Consider the following 12696-nt stretch of genomic DNA (forward strand, 5'->3'; position numbering starts at 1 on the left):
TGATAATTGAGCATGAACAGGCAATCTAAACGGCATAAACACGGGCTGATTATTCTGAGCTTGATCGCTTTGGCGGGCTGTCAAAACCTGCCTGCTCCCGAGAGCAAACAGCCACCAAAACCTGCCCAGACAGAAAAGCGGGACATTAAAACCCCTGCAGGCGTGGTCATTACCCCTTATGAACGTGAAGAAATTCAACGTAAAAAGATGCAGGTGATTGTTCCTGAACAACAGAGCAAACAGCAGTTTGATGATGGCCGCCAGCTACCTGTATTTCAAAAGCTCATGCAAAAAACTCAACTCGCCTATAAGCAAGGGCAATGGAATGAAGCTGAAGCTGCGGCATTGCAAGCTCAACGCCTTGCGCCGCAATCCGCTGAAACCTTCTTGTATCTGGCCCTGATTGCCAATAAAAAGAATCGGCCAGCAAATGCTCAAGCTTTGGCACAACGCGGGCTTAGTTATGCACAAACCAATGCGATGAAGAAACAGCTTTGGCAGGTCATTTTAAAAGCTGCACAACAGCAAAAAGATCAAAAAACCATTCAACAAGCGCAAAAAGCCCTGCAAGGCTTATAAACTTGAGGAGATATTGAACCGATCGTCTCAATACATCCTCTGTCTTTGTTTTATAAAAATCTCATTCCGGCAATGCCATAGCCACCCTGCTCTTTAGCAATGGCAAGATCACCCGCCTGCATGCCGCCCAAGGCAAAAACCGGTATATCGACCTGTGAAACCCAGCACTTGAACTGTTCCCATCCCAATGCTACAGCTTCTGGATGGGTGGCTGTAGGCAGAACCGGACTCAGCAAGATTGCATCACAACCGATGTTTTGCGCCTGTTGCATTGAAGCCAAATCATGACATGCCGCAATGTAACGTTTACCGATCTGCAAATCACCCGGCTTTAATGCCATCAGTTGTGGCTGTTTTAAATGAATGGCGGAAATGGCTTGCTGTTGAATCAAGTTTAATTGTTCAAAAATATCAACATTGACAATCAGCTGAGATAAATGCTCCACACTGCGCTTAGCCAGTTCCGTGAGCTGCTGCTGAGTTCCCTCGACACGCCAATATAACAACTGATCCTGTTTTAACTGTGCCAAATCATCCAGCTGCGCTGAAATTTTAATCTGATGGGGCCAATACAGGCGCTGAATTATGGCTAAATTGGCTTTAGGGAAATTTAGATTCAACAATTCTTCACGGCTGTACCAGCTCCACGGCTGTTGAATTTCATTCAATAAAGCAGTCGGTACAACGGCATGAAATAAATGCAGCTTGACGATTACATCATCATATTCATGAACAATCACATCAAAGGCATGCCATTCATGCAGACCAATTCCCACTTCTTCATAAATTTCACGGCGGCATGCCGCCAAAGGCGTTTCACCCTCCTCCACTTTTCCTCCCGGAAATTCATGTTTATTGCCCTGATGCTGTTTCGCTTCACGCCAGCCGACCAGCACATTGTTCTGATGGAGTAAAATTGCAATGGCAACATCAATGATGGGTTTAAACATTCCCTGTTCCTCGGCATGAAAATATTACAGAGTGTAAGCAAATTTAAGTTTTTTATAAAATCTTAAATAATTAATTGACAGAATTATTTGATAATGATTATCATTTAAATAATTTAATACCTACCACGGAATCGACGGAATGAACGCACCATTTAGCCTATTTACCCGTAATAACGATACAGCTCACTCACTTCCCATGCTGCACTCGAACAACCTGTTTGCTCTGGGACGAGAAATCAGGATTATGCATGCCGGAGAAGAATACCGTCTACGTTTAACCCGTAACAATCGTCTTATTCTGACCAAATAAAAATAATTCACTCAACAATAATAAACGTGGAAACAAGCAGTATGATCGCAAACATACTGCTTTTTAACGCTGGATATGCACCGGAAATTGCAGCTCAACTTTTAATCCACCATGTACTGATCGAGAAAAATGAATTTCACCGGTATGTAATTCAATAATCTTTTTACAAATCGACAGCCCCAGTCCTGAACCTTGTGTCTTGGTACCCAATGCCCGATAAAAGCGCTCACCCAGTCGTTCTAAAACATCTTCTGTCACAGCTTGTCCATCATCTTCAATCACGATGCTGATGTATGATTGCTTGTGCTGCATCTCAATCCATACATGACCATTTTGCCCAGCATAACGGATGGCATTGTCAAGCAGATTGCGCAGGCAACTGAAAATGAGTTTGTCATTGCCAGTAATCACTAGATTTTCGGCGAATTGTGTCTGGATTTGAATATTTTTCTCGGCTGCAAAGGGCTGTAAGGCTTGCAAGACCTCATTGATCACCCTGTTCATATCCATTTCAGACTTGGGCAGTTGACCCGTATGGGCCGGGTCCAGTCGTGCCAGTAACAGCAAGTTTTCTAACACCTGTGTACCACGGTTGACATCATTTTGAATACTCGCCAAGTCTTGGTCGAGTTCCGGATATTTACGTTTCAGTACCTGCAAACGCATTTGAATAGCCGATAAGGGCGAACGTAATTCATGCGAAGCATCTGCAGTAAAACGCTGTTCTGCCACCAGAGATTGTTCAAGCCGCTGTAATAACTGGTTCAGCTGCCATACCATCGGCTGTAATTCTTTTAACTCGGGTACTTGCTGCTGAATCGGTGCGAGATCATCCGCACTTTTAGCTGAAATTTCTCTGGACAGTTGATGAATGACTTTAAATTGGCGTTTCACGGCAAAATGTAAAATCAGCCACTGAATGAACCAGAGCACAATTAAAATCAGGCCATAGCCCATGACATTTTGAGCCAAAGCTTTAAAGCGCTCTCCCATCGGCTGCAATAGCAATACTGAAGTATTCAGTTCAGGATTTTGCGAGGTGTAGATACGCCACAACTGCTGATCGTGCCAAATCAGATCATAACCTTCATCGACATTATTTTTGAACGTTGAAGACAGATGGTCCAAATGGAAATTTTCTGATTCGCTCAGCACCTGTTGCTGATCTTTTAACTGGTATTGAATATCAAATTCATCACTGAGTTCATCGACCTGTTGTCCTGAACTCGTACTTACATCTGAAATCAACAGCATATCTGCAATTTCATCCATGATCTGGTCTTGTACCTGCATGGTCTGGTACAAGGAAATCCCCACAAAAAGCAGCAAGGCCAAAACCCCAGCCAATATGGAACTGAATAATGAGGTCTTGATTAACCTGGTTTGTAGAGAAATGGCTTTTAACATACTAACCCTGACTCATGCGATAGCCCAAACCACGGATGGTTTTAATATACTGGCTGCCAATCTTTTTACGCAATTGATAGATAAACACTTCTATGGCATTGCTTTCTATTTCATCACCCCAAGCATAAAGTGATTCTTCCAGCTGTTCACGGGTAATTACATGCTCCGGCTTTTGCATTAGTTTATGTAAAATCTGAAATTCTTTGGCGGTTAAATTGACGGTCTTTCCATCCTGAATAAGCGTTTTGGCCTGTGGATCGAGGACTAAATTTGCATAGCGCAGATATTGTCCGGCACTGCTTTGATGCTGGCGTAATTGCGAACGTACACGCGCAGAAAGTTCTTCCAGGCTAAAAGGCTTAACCAGATAATCATTGGCACCCAAATCCAGCCCTTCAACACGGTCATGAATACTGTCCCGCGCGGTAATAAAAATCACAGGGGTTTGTTGCTGATGCGCACGTAGAGCTTTAAGAATGTCATCGCCACTGGCTTTGGGTAGCCCACGATCGAGCAGAATACAGTCATATTGATGCTGTTCAATGGCTAAAATGGCATGATCGCCACGTTCCACCCAGTCAATATTGTAGCCATCCATTTCCAACCATGTTTTGATGCTTTCTGCTTGGGAAGCATCATCCTCTGCCAGTAAGATTCGCATGTCTTGTTCTCATGTCTGGATATGTTTTTGTTTAAGATAACAGTTTTTTAAACCACATGATTGCAAAAAAACCACATGACATGCATGTGGTTTTGGGGAGAAATCAGGAAGAATCTCTTACATCTTGATCTATCATGGCATCACTTAAAAACGGATGGCATCCACATCAATTTCAACGCGTTTAGCCGGTTTGTAATCGATGTCAACTTCACCGATGATGGTCACTGGCATTTTGGCATTTACGGGTTTACCTTGCCATAACTCATCGTCAATCTCGACGGTCATGGTGCCGGTATTATCACGAAACTGGTATTTTTCATCCCCGACTGCTTTTACCACATAGCCTTTAAGCTGTACCTTACTGTCATCTTTTAAAGTTAAAGCCTGTTTAACCGTAGTGGCTTTTTGTGGTGCAATTGCAGCTTGATTTACGGTAGTATTTGCCACGGCGAATGTTGTTGCACCGACCAAAGCAGTCATTAAAGCTATTTTAGAAATCATGTTCATGCTCAAACCCTCATTAAGTTGTTGCTCATTTCAATAGCATGATTAAAACAAATCAAGATGAGGTGAATCTTAAGATAGCTTCATTTTCAAACAGTATTTCAATTCAGTGGAACAACGCGTAACACCTCTTCCAGCGTGGTCATCCCTGCCAGCACTTTGCGCGCCCCCGCGATACGTAACGGCTCAATCCCTTCTTTTTTCGCCTGATCACGGAGCTGGTTTAAAGTCGCATCTGCACCAATCAGCTGTTTGGTCGCAAGGCTTAAAGGCATAAACTCATAAATGCCGACACGTCCTTTATAGCCGGTATGGCGACATTCTTCACAACCCACCGCCTGAAATACGAAGTTTGGCATTTCCAGTACATAATCAAAGGTTAAATGCTTCCATTCCTGTTCATTAATAAAGGTTTCCTGTTTGCAATGCGGGCAAAGTTTACGTACCAGACGCTGTGCCAGTACACCTAAAATCGTGGCTGAAGTTAAAAAGGGCTGTACCCCTAAATCATGCAGTCGGGTCAGACTGGATGGTGCATCATTGGTATGCAAGGTGGATAACACCAGGTGACCGGTTAATGCGGCCTGAATCGCCATATTGGCGGTATCCTGATCACGAATCTCGCCGACCATAATGATATCCGGGTCTTGACGCATCAGCGCACGCACACCGTCGGCAAAACTTAAATCAATCCCCTGATTCACCTGCATCTGGTTAAAGCTCGGTTCCAGCATCTCGATCGGATCTTCAATGGTGCAAACATTGACTTCTTCAGTCGCCAGCTGTTTGAGTGACGAATACAGTGTGGTAGTTTTGCCTGAACCGGTCGGACCCGTGACTAAAATAATGCCATGACTGTGTGCAGTTAAAGCCTGCCAATCATTCAGTAACCCGCCTTCAAAACCGAGCTGCTGAAAACTGCGTACCAACACTTCCGGGTCAAAAATACGCATCACCATTTTTTCGCCAAAGGCCGTCGGCAAGGTGGATAGACGTAACTCAGTTTCCTGTCCTTTAGGCGTACGGGTTTTTAAACGGCCATCTTGCGGTTTGCGTTTTTCCGCCACATTCATGCGGCCTAAAATTTTAATGCGCGAAATCACGGCGGTCAGGGTATTGGCCGGCATTTTATAAATGGTATGCAATACCCCATCAATACGGAAACGCACCTTGCCGGTATCTTTACGGGGTTCCAGATGAATATCACTGGCACCCTGTTCAAAGGCAAACTGCAACACCCAATCCACCAGCTTGACAATATGTTGGTCATTGGCATCCGGGTTTTGCGTATCGCCCAGTTGCAATAGTGCTTCTACGCCTTTGTTATCACGGTCATAAGCACTGTTTTTTTGCGATGAATTAACCGCCCGGCTCACCTGATAATATTCCACCAGATAGCGCTGTAATTGATCAGGGCTGAGCAGTACACGCTGAATTTTTTTCGGGGCAATACTATGTTCAAGATTGGCCACCCATTCCGTTTTAAACGGTTGATCGGTGGCTATCAGGACTTTGTCCGGCTGAATTTCGACGGCCAGAATTTTATTACGCACCGCAAATTCTTGCGACATGATATTGGTCAAAGCACCAACATCGGCCTTCAAGGGATCAATAATATAAAAAGGAATATTGGCTTTGTCTGCAATCCACTGGCACAAGCGGTTTAAGGTTAAGGTCGATTGTGGATGCGCCTGATCGACCAGATTAAAATGTGCGATCCACTGCAAGGGATGCCATTTCAGTTGCTCACGTTGACGGTGTGTAGTTTGGATCAGTAGCTTGTTACGTTCGGTAATACGTCCATCTTTTTGTAGTTGTTCCAGACACCAAGATGTATCCATTTCAAAATTAAACTTCATTATTATATGCCCCAAAACATTCACACACTATAACAAACTAAAGATCATCTCGCTTCAGTCCGTTGTTAGAAAAAGATATCCCCATATCTTTTTCTAAACTGATTTATATAACCGTTTACTGCAAAATAAACTATAGCTGTTTTTCATCAGCATTATGCTTTTACTTTCGGACATTTATAGCCAATAATGCCGAATATGCTGTTTAATTCAGCAGCTGAATATGCATAACCCGATAACTGGATTTTCACTGTGAATAATATGCTGAATCTGCCCCTTCAAAGTACATCATTTCAAGCCTTGCTGATGATTATGGCAGCAGCATTGGGCTGTGGCTTGCTGATTGGTCTGGAACGTGAACGTAGCAAGCAACGTGAAAATCAGCATAGCTTTGCCGGGGTTCGCTCATTCGCAATCTGCGCTCTACTGGGAGCCTTGTGTTTTGCTTTTGGCGATATCTTTGGCGTGATTGGTGCACTGATTGTTGGCGGTATCGGTATTTTCTCCCTTAAAAACCAGCTGCAAGATCCCGGGGTTACCACCGAACTGGCTTTTGTCATGACTTATTTCATTGGTGCGCTGTGTGTGTGGAATATTACGCTGGCTGCCAGTCTCTCTGTGATACTGACCTTCATTTTAATGATGAAACAGTCCATGCACGGGATTGCTGGAAAATGGATTACCGGGGCAGAACTTAAAGATGGTGTATTTTTACTGGCCCTAATTTTAATCGCTTTACCGCTGACCCCTGATACGCCTTTATGGGGCAACGTGCTTAATCCGCATATTATTTTAAAACTGCTCACCCTGATTCTTGTCGTACAAGCATTGGCACATATTGCCAAACGTTTACTTTCAAGTAAGAAAGCTCTCATACTTTCTGCAATTGCTTCCGGATTTGTTTCCAGTACAGCAATGATTGCACATTTAGGTATACAAGTACGCAATGAAGAAGCCGATGCCCGATCCAATGCCGGTGCAGCACTGATGTCATGTATATCCACTTTGGTACTTTTATTGATTGTGGTAGGAGGAGTCTCCTTAATCTGGCTAAAGCTGCTGATATTTCCCTCGCTCATTGCCATCAGCATTTTAGCACTGTGCGCTTACTGGCTTTTACGTAAAGCAGGGCCTGTCGAAGAAACAGAACCTGTAGATAGTGCCATGTTCAGTCTAAAAGAAGCAGCCATTATTGCAGGGACATTAACGGTCATTCAGGCCGGTGTACATGGCCTAGAACTCTTACTGGGTGATTCCGGATTAATTGCAGGTACACTGCTGGCTTCACTGTTTGAAATTCATGCCGCTGCAGCCGCTGTAGTGATTCAGGGTGAACCGACAAATGCCAGCTTGCTCTATGCAATGATGTTAGGTCTGGGTGCTCATGCCGTTTCTAAATGCATTAATGCAGCCATAAGCGGAGGATTAAAATTTGCACTTTATTTTGCACCTATACAAATTCTGCATATGGCTGTTTTGATCGGTGTACTTTGGTGGCTGGTACAACATTAAGCTGAAAGTTCAACAATTTCTATGACTGTAATGCCATCCAAGTCCACCCTGAAACTGATATCAAAATCAGCAAACTTCATTTTATAAATCCGCTCCGCATCATTTTGATAAGCCGGCCTTGGATCGAGCGATAAAACCTGTTCCAGTTCATTCACAATTTGACTATTTAACCTGTGGCCTTTCATTAAATCTTGCTTTTGCTGTTCGGCATTTTCTGTCCAGATCACAGAATGTCGTTCAGGTTCATCCTGTGCATAACCACTTTGCGCCGTAACCACAGCATCTGAATATTGGATATAAGGTTTAATATCGACAATCGGTGTGCCATCCAGAAGATCGCTCCCTGTCACATACACATGTACAGACTTGCCAACTTTTTTCACTGTTTTCAGCTGGACAACGGATAGACCTATCGGTGATGGACGGTACATACTGCGTGTTGCAAATACCCCGATTTTTGTATTTCCCCCTAGGCGCGGCGGACGCACTTGTGGTCTAAACTTTTGACTTTCTTTCTGATTTTTATTTTCATGAAACTGCCACAACAGCCAGAGATGACTAAATTCCTCAATCCCTTCAAAAGCTGACAAATCATTATAAGGTTCAACCATCTCAATATAGGACTCAACCTGTACCAGATTGGGTTGGCGTGGAATGCCAAATTTTTCTTTATAGGGCGATCTCATATACCCGATTATTGGCATTTTAAGCTCAGTCATAATCACTTTTTCTGATAAGTTCAATTAAATATATTCAGTTTATCGAGAATGTTTTTAGATTAGAATAGTAAGCTGTTCTAATTTGATAACTTATTGAGACCTTTAATGGCTGCTTTCAACGTCGAAAAGATTACTCACGTCCACCACTGGAATGACACTTTATTCTCTTTTAAAACCACTCGTGACACTGCATTGCGTTTTAAAAACGGACAATTTGTGATGATCGGTCTTGAAGTGAATGGTAAGCCTTTAATGCGCGCTTATTCAATTGCAAGTGCTAACTACGAAGAAGAACTCGAGTTTTTCTCTATTAAAGTTCCAGATGGTCCTTTAACTTCTATTCTGCAAAAAGTAAAAGTGGGTGACGAAATTCTGGTTTCTAAAAAACCTACAGGTACTTTGGTTCTGGACGATTTGAACCCGGGTAAAAACTTGTACCTTCTTTCTTCTGGTACTGGTCTTGCTCCATTCCTGTCTGTGATTCGTGACCCTGAAACTTACGAACGTTTCGAAAAAATCATCGTGGTTCACGGTACACGTTTTATCTCAGAATTGGCTTACCAAGATTTGATTCTCAACGAAATTCCAAACCATGAATTCTTTGGTGAGTTAGGTGCTAAAGAAAAATTAGTGTATTACCCAACTGTAACTCGTGAAGAGTTCCATACTCAAGGTCGTGTAACCACTGCCATTGAATCTGGTCAATTGTTCGAAAAAATCGGTCTGCCACGTTTCAACCCGGAAACTGACCGTGCCATGCTTTGCGGTAGCCCGGCATTCCTGGACGACGTAGCTGCTCTTCTTGATCAGCATGGTCTAAAAGAATCTCCACGTATGGGTGTTCTAGGCGACTACGTAATTGAACGTGCATTCGTTGAAAAATAAGATTCCCTGAATATAAAAAACCGGGCTTAGTAGCTCGGTTTTTTTGACTTTTTCCTTTAATTACTCAGATGCATGTACAAAAGGCTTATTCTCTTTGCGCTCTTGTAAAGATTTTTGAATGACTTGATATCCTGCTGTTAAACCTAAACTTGCCATAATTAAAGCGACGACAATATCAGGCCACATGCTCCCTGTACCAAACACACCGACGGCAGCCAAAATCACCGCGACATTACCAATGGCATCATTACGGCTACACAGCCAGACCGACTGCATATTTGAATCACCATCACGAAAGGCATATAAAATCACTGCCGCAGTGACATTGGCAATTAAAGCAAGCAGACCAATTGCCCCCATAGTCATGGCTTCAGGCGGAATACCTTGTAGATAGGCATAAATAGCTTTACCCATAACCACGAAACCAAACAGCGCCATGGTCACGCCTTTTAACAACGCCACCGTAGCACGCCAGTATAGGCTTGCACCCAATACGGCAAGTGAGATGCCATAATTCACCGCATCACCAAAGAAATCGAGTGCATCTGCCCACAGTGCCGATGAATGGGCATATGCTCCCCCAATCAATTCCACGATAAACATCACAATATTAATAATGAGCGCAATCCACAAAGCAGTCCGAAATTTACTATGTGGCTTTTGCGGTGCAGGTTCATGACTGCAACTACATGCCATTTTTCACCACCTCTATGACTTTATTTAAAACCTTGTTTGTATTATTGTTATTCAAAACTATGGAGTAACTCCAAGGTCAAGTATGAATACACCTAAATATTATTTAATTAAAGAATTAGCCAATAAGACTCAGCTCAGCACTGACACGATCCGTTTTTATGAGAAGAAGAACCTGCTCCAACCCAGCTTTCGTGGCGACAATAATTATCGCTATTATGATGAAAATACATTCAAACGACTGATGTTTATTAAACGCTGTCGCACGCTCGATATTTCACTCAGCGAGATTGAAGCATTGCTTGAACTAGAACAGCAGCCCTCCCAAAGCTGCCATGCAGTGAATCAGCTAATTGAACAACATATTAAACAAGTCACTGATAAAATTATAGAATTACAAAAATTTCAACAACAGCTCATCCAGCTACGCGCCTCTTGCAGTAGCACCAAAACAATTGACAGTTGCCAGATTTTAAAACAACTTGAAGCAGAAAATAAGGAAATATCCAACTAATTTACTGGGTTGAATCTAATTTTTAAATCCATACAATTAAGCCATATTTTTAATATGCCTTTAATTTTGTCATGAGCATTACTCACGTTACAGAACTTCTTTCACCTGCCGGCTCACTAAAAAACATGCGCTATGCTTTTGCCTATGGTGCCGATGCGGTATATGCAGGTCAGCCACGTTATAGTTTACGTGTGCGTAACAATGCTTTCGATCATGACAATCTGGCCATTGGTATTGCCGAGGCGCATGCCTTAGGTAAAAAGTTTTATGTAGTGGTGAATATCCAGCCGCATAACTCCAAGTTAAAAAACTTCATTCGTGACCTGGAACCTGTGGTTGCCATGAATCCGGATGCACTGATTATGTCTGACCCAGGCTTAATCATGATGGTGCGTGAACATTTTCCCGACATGCCTGTACATCTGTCTGTACAAGCCAATGCCGTGAACTGGGCAACAGTCAAATTCTGGAAAAACATGGGTCTGACTCGTGTCATTCTGTCACGTGAACTTTCTATCGAAGAAATTGAAGAAATTAAAAATAATGTTCCTAACATGGAAATTGAAGTTTTCGTGCATGGTGCATTATGTATGGCTTATTCCGGTCGTTGCTTACTTTCTGGCTATATGAATAAACGTGATGCTAATCAAGGCGCCTGCACCAATGCCTGTCGCTGGGACTACAAAATTCACGAAGCAGCTGAAGATGAAACTGGAGATGTGATTCCAGTTCAACAAATTGAAGAATCATCATCATGCTGCAAAAACAAAGATGCCGATGAGCAACACGCCCTAGAACAACACCAATTTGGCGAACCGGTTTTATTACAACGCAATGAAGAAGACATGTTTGCAGCTGAAGAAGACGAACATGGCACCTACTTCATGAACTCTAAAGATTTGCGTGCGGTACAGCATGTCGACCGTTTAACCAAAATGGGCATTCATTCCTTAAAAATTGAAGGTCGTACCAAATCCTATTTCTACTGCGCACGTACTGCACAGATTTACCGTAAAGCGATTGATGATGCACTAGAGGGCAAACCGTTTGATCCATCCCTGATGACTCAGCTGGAAGGCCTGGCGAATCGTGGTTATACGGAAGGTTTCCTGCGTCGTCATGTGCATAGTGAATATCAAAATTATGAAACCGGTTCATCACGTTTTGACCATCAGCAGTTTGTCGGTGAAGTTCTGGAACGCAATGGTGACTATATCAAGATTGAAGTCAAAAACCGTTTTGTGGTCGGCGATTCGCTTGAGCTGATGACCACTTCAGGCAATATCACGTTTACTTTAACAGAAATGAAAGATAAAAAAGGTAATCTGATTGAAGATGCCAAAGGCTCAGGCCATGTCGTGGATATTCCAGTCCCGGCTGATGTTGACATGAACTATGCCCTGCTGATTCGTAACTTACCGAATTCAACAGCAGACATCTCGGCTTCATCTTTAGCGTACCAAGCTGTTTGAGTATCCATACAACATGGCTCTATTGATTACTGACAAATGTATCAACTGCGATATGTGTTTGCCTGAATGTCCGAATGAGGCCATTTATGAGGGTGACAAGGTGTATGAAATTGATGTGAAGCGCTGTACAGAATGTGTCGGCTTTTATGAGCACCAAACCTGTGTAGCCGTGTGTCCAATTGAGTGCATTATTCCGCATCCTGAACATATAGAGACGCAAGAACAGTTGATGCAGAAGTTTAAGAGCTTGATTTTATTCAAATCTTAAAAAAATATTTGGAGATGGCATTAAACTTGCTTAATTAAATACAACAAGTTTTGGGGAAAGAAAAATAAAAAGGCAAAACAAAAAATGCAGAAAAATAGAATAACCATGGAAATGGTGATGATAAAAAAAGGAACCCAGAGTTAGCATGCTGAGTTCCTATAAACAGGGTAAAACAAAAACTTGGGGAACTAAAGCCAAAGTGTCTATGTCAATGTACATAGCCACTTTGGCTTTTTTAGTTACTGTCCCGAACGGATAATGTAATCAAAGGCAGATAGAGATGCCTTGGCACCTTCACCGGTGGCAATAATAATCTGCTTGTACGGCACTGTGGTACAGTCACCAGCAGCAAACACACCCTTCACG

Annotated in this window: 14 protein-coding genes and 1 pseudogene; 7 read left to right on the forward strand and 8 right to left on the reverse strand. The window is 42.7% G+C overall.

Features of this window, described 5'->3' with window-relative positions; all coding sequences use genetic code 11:
* Nucleotides 1–12: 12 nt before the first annotated feature.
* On the forward strand, nt 13–579 hold the full coding sequence (locus FTT83_RS08015; RefSeq protein WP_180176495.1) for a tetratricopeptide repeat protein: 567 nt from the start codon (nt 13–15) through the stop codon (nt 577–579).
* A gap of 50 nt (nt 580–629) precedes the next feature.
* On the opposite strand, the gene FTT83_RS08020 is transcribed toward FTT83_RS08015, so the two are convergent.
* Entirely contained in the window at nt 630–1529 is a 900-nt protein-coding gene (locus FTT83_RS08020; RefSeq protein WP_180081362.1) for a thiamine phosphate synthase, read from the reverse strand.
* Nucleotides 1530–1668: 139 nt separating this feature from the next.
* Between FTT83_RS08020 and hemP the strand changes: the two genes are divergently transcribed.
* Nucleotides 1669–1839, forward strand: a complete 171-nt coding sequence (gene hemP / locus FTT83_RS08025) for a hemin uptake protein HemP (protein ID WP_180043905.1) — start codon at nt 1669–1671, stop codon at nt 1837–1839.
* Between the two features lie 63 nt (nt 1840–1902).
* Here the strand turns inward: hemP and FTT83_RS08030 are convergent, their stop codons facing one another.
* The 4 genes from FTT83_RS08030 to FTT83_RS08045 all read right to left on the reverse strand — a co-directional run bounded on the left by FTT83_RS08030 (nt 1903) and on the right by FTT83_RS08045 (nt 6270).
* Nucleotides 1903–3246, reverse strand: a complete 1344-nt coding sequence (locus FTT83_RS08030) for a HAMP domain-containing sensor histidine kinase (RefSeq protein WP_180176494.1) — start codon at nt 3244–3246, stop codon at nt 1903–1905.
* Nucleotide 3247: 1 nt separating this feature from the next.
* Entirely contained in the window at nt 3248–3907 is a 660-nt protein-coding gene (locus FTT83_RS08035; protein ID WP_180176493.1) for a response regulator transcription factor, read from the reverse strand.
* A 144-nt stretch (nt 3908–4051) separates the two neighbouring features.
* Nucleotides 4052–4414, reverse strand: a complete 363-nt coding sequence (locus tag FTT83_RS08040; RefSeq protein ID WP_180081358.1) for a NirD/YgiW/YdeI family stress tolerance protein — start codon at nt 4412–4414, stop codon at nt 4052–4054.
* A 98-nt stretch (nt 4415–4512) separates the two neighbouring features.
* Nucleotides 4513–6270, reverse strand: a complete 1758-nt coding sequence (locus FTT83_RS08045) for a GspE/PulE family protein (RefSeq protein WP_180081356.1) — start codon at nt 6268–6270, stop codon at nt 4513–4515.
* Between the two features lie 258 nt (nt 6271–6528).
* On the opposite strand from FTT83_RS08045, the gene FTT83_RS08050 reads away from it, so the two are divergent.
* Nucleotides 6529–7779, forward strand: a complete 1251-nt coding sequence (locus tag FTT83_RS08050; RefSeq protein WP_218944735.1) for a DUF4010 domain-containing protein — start codon at nt 6529–6531, stop codon at nt 7777–7779.
* Here the strand turns inward: FTT83_RS08050 and tsaA are convergent.
* On the reverse strand, nt 7776–8498 hold the full coding sequence (gene tsaA / locus FTT83_RS08055) for a tRNA (N6-threonylcarbamoyladenosine(37)-N6)-methyltransferase TrmO (RefSeq protein WP_180081354.1): 723 nt from the start codon (nt 8496–8498) through the stop codon (nt 7776–7778). The two genes, FTT83_RS08050 and tsaA, sit on opposite strands and share 4 nt — an antisense overlap.
* A 105-nt stretch (nt 8499–8603) precedes the next feature.
* Between tsaA and FTT83_RS08060 the strand changes: the two genes are divergently transcribed.
* Nucleotides 8604–9383 (forward strand): ferredoxin--NADP reductase, encoded by a 780-nt coding sequence (locus FTT83_RS08060; protein WP_005236496.1) that lies wholly within the window; start codon nt 8604–8606, stop codon nt 9381–9383.
* Between the two features lie 60 nt (nt 9384–9443).
* Here FTT83_RS08060 and FTT83_RS08065 read toward each other — a convergent pair whose 3' ends face one another.
* On the reverse strand, nt 9444–10079 hold the full coding sequence (locus FTT83_RS08065; protein WP_166166769.1) for a cation transporter: 636 nt from the start codon (nt 10077–10079) through the stop codon (nt 9444–9446).
* A gap of 82 nt (nt 10080–10161) precedes the next feature.
* On the opposite strand from FTT83_RS08065, the gene FTT83_RS08070 reads away from it, so the two are divergent.
* From FTT83_RS08070 to FTT83_RS08080, 3 genes are all read left to right on the forward strand, one after another.
* On the forward strand, nt 10162–10590 hold the full coding sequence (locus FTT83_RS08070; RefSeq protein WP_166166772.1) for a Cd(II)/Pb(II)-responsive transcriptional regulator: 429 nt from the start codon (nt 10162–10164) through the stop codon (nt 10588–10590).
* Between the two features lie 71 nt (nt 10591–10661).
* Complete coding sequence (gene yegQ / locus FTT83_RS08075; protein ID WP_180176492.1) at nt 10662–12062, forward strand: tRNA 5-hydroxyuridine modification protein YegQ; 1401 nt, start codon at nt 10662–10664, stop codon at nt 12060–12062.
* 13 nt (nt 12063–12075) lie between these two features.
* A complete protein-coding gene (locus FTT83_RS08080) occupies nt 12076–12330 on the forward strand; it encodes a YfhL family 4Fe-4S dicluster ferredoxin (RefSeq protein WP_180176491.1) in 255 nt (84 codons plus the stop codon).
* A 239-nt stretch (nt 12331–12569) separates the two neighbouring features.
* Here FTT83_RS08080 and FTT83_RS08085 read toward each other — a convergent pair.
* Nucleotides 12570–12696, reverse strand: a pseudogene (locus FTT83_RS08085) (pyridine nucleotide-disulfide oxidoreductase); the annotation flags it as partial.

It is taken from the genome of Acinetobacter sp. YH01018, assembly GCF_013420295.1.
Classification (GTDB): Bacteria; Pseudomonadota; Gammaproteobacteria; order Pseudomonadales; family Moraxellaceae; genus Acinetobacter.

Excerpts from the sequence above, each read along its gene's own strand:
- FTT83_RS08070 (WP_166166772.1), top strand. The coding sequence starts at position 10,162 with ATGAATACACCTAAATATTATTTAATTAAAGAATTAGCCAATAAGACT.
- yegQ (WP_180176492.1), top strand. The coding sequence starts at position 10,662 with ATGAGCATTACTCACGTTACAGAACTTCTTTCACCTGCCGGCTCACTA.
- FTT83_RS08035 (WP_180176493.1), bottom strand. The coding sequence starts at position 3,907 with ATGCGAATCTTACTGGCAGAGGATGATGCTTCCCAAGCAGAAAGCATC.
- FTT83_RS08060 (WP_005236496.1), top strand. The coding sequence starts at position 8,604 with ATGGCTGCTTTCAACGTCGAAAAGATTACTCACGTCCACCACTGGAAT.
- FTT83_RS08050 (WP_218944735.1), top strand. The coding sequence starts at position 6,529 with ATGCTGAATCTGCCCCTTCAAAGTACATCATTTCAAGCCTTGCTGATG.
- FTT83_RS08065 (WP_166166769.1), bottom strand. The coding sequence starts at position 10,079 with ATGGCATGTAGTTGCAGTCATGAACCTGCACCGCAAAAGCCACATAGT.
- FTT83_RS08040 (WP_180081358.1), bottom strand. The coding sequence starts at position 4,414 with ATGAACATGATTTCTAAAATAGCTTTAATGACTGCTTTGGTCGGTGCA.
- tsaA (WP_180081354.1), bottom strand. The coding sequence starts at position 8,498 with ATGACTGAGCTTAAAATGCCAATAATCGGGTATATGAGATCGCCCTAT.
- FTT83_RS08015 (WP_180176495.1), top strand. The coding sequence starts at position 13 with ATGAACAGGCAATCTAAACGGCATAAACACGGGCTGATTATTCTGAGC.
- FTT83_RS08020 (WP_180081362.1), bottom strand. The coding sequence starts at position 1,529 with ATGTTTAAACCCATCATTGATGTTGCCATTGCAATTTTACTCCATCAG.
- FTT83_RS08045 (WP_180081356.1), bottom strand. The coding sequence starts at position 6,270 with ATGAAGTTTAATTTTGAAATGGATACATCTTGGTGTCTGGAACAACTA.
- FTT83_RS08080 (WP_180176491.1), top strand. The coding sequence starts at position 12,076 with ATGGCTCTATTGATTACTGACAAATGTATCAACTGCGATATGTGTTTG.
- FTT83_RS08030 (WP_180176494.1), bottom strand. The coding sequence starts at position 3,246 with ATGTTAAAAGCCATTTCTCTACAAACCAGGTTAATCAAGACCTCATTA.
- hemP (WP_180043905.1), top strand. The coding sequence starts at position 1,669 with ATGAACGCACCATTTAGCCTATTTACCCGTAATAACGATACAGCTCAC.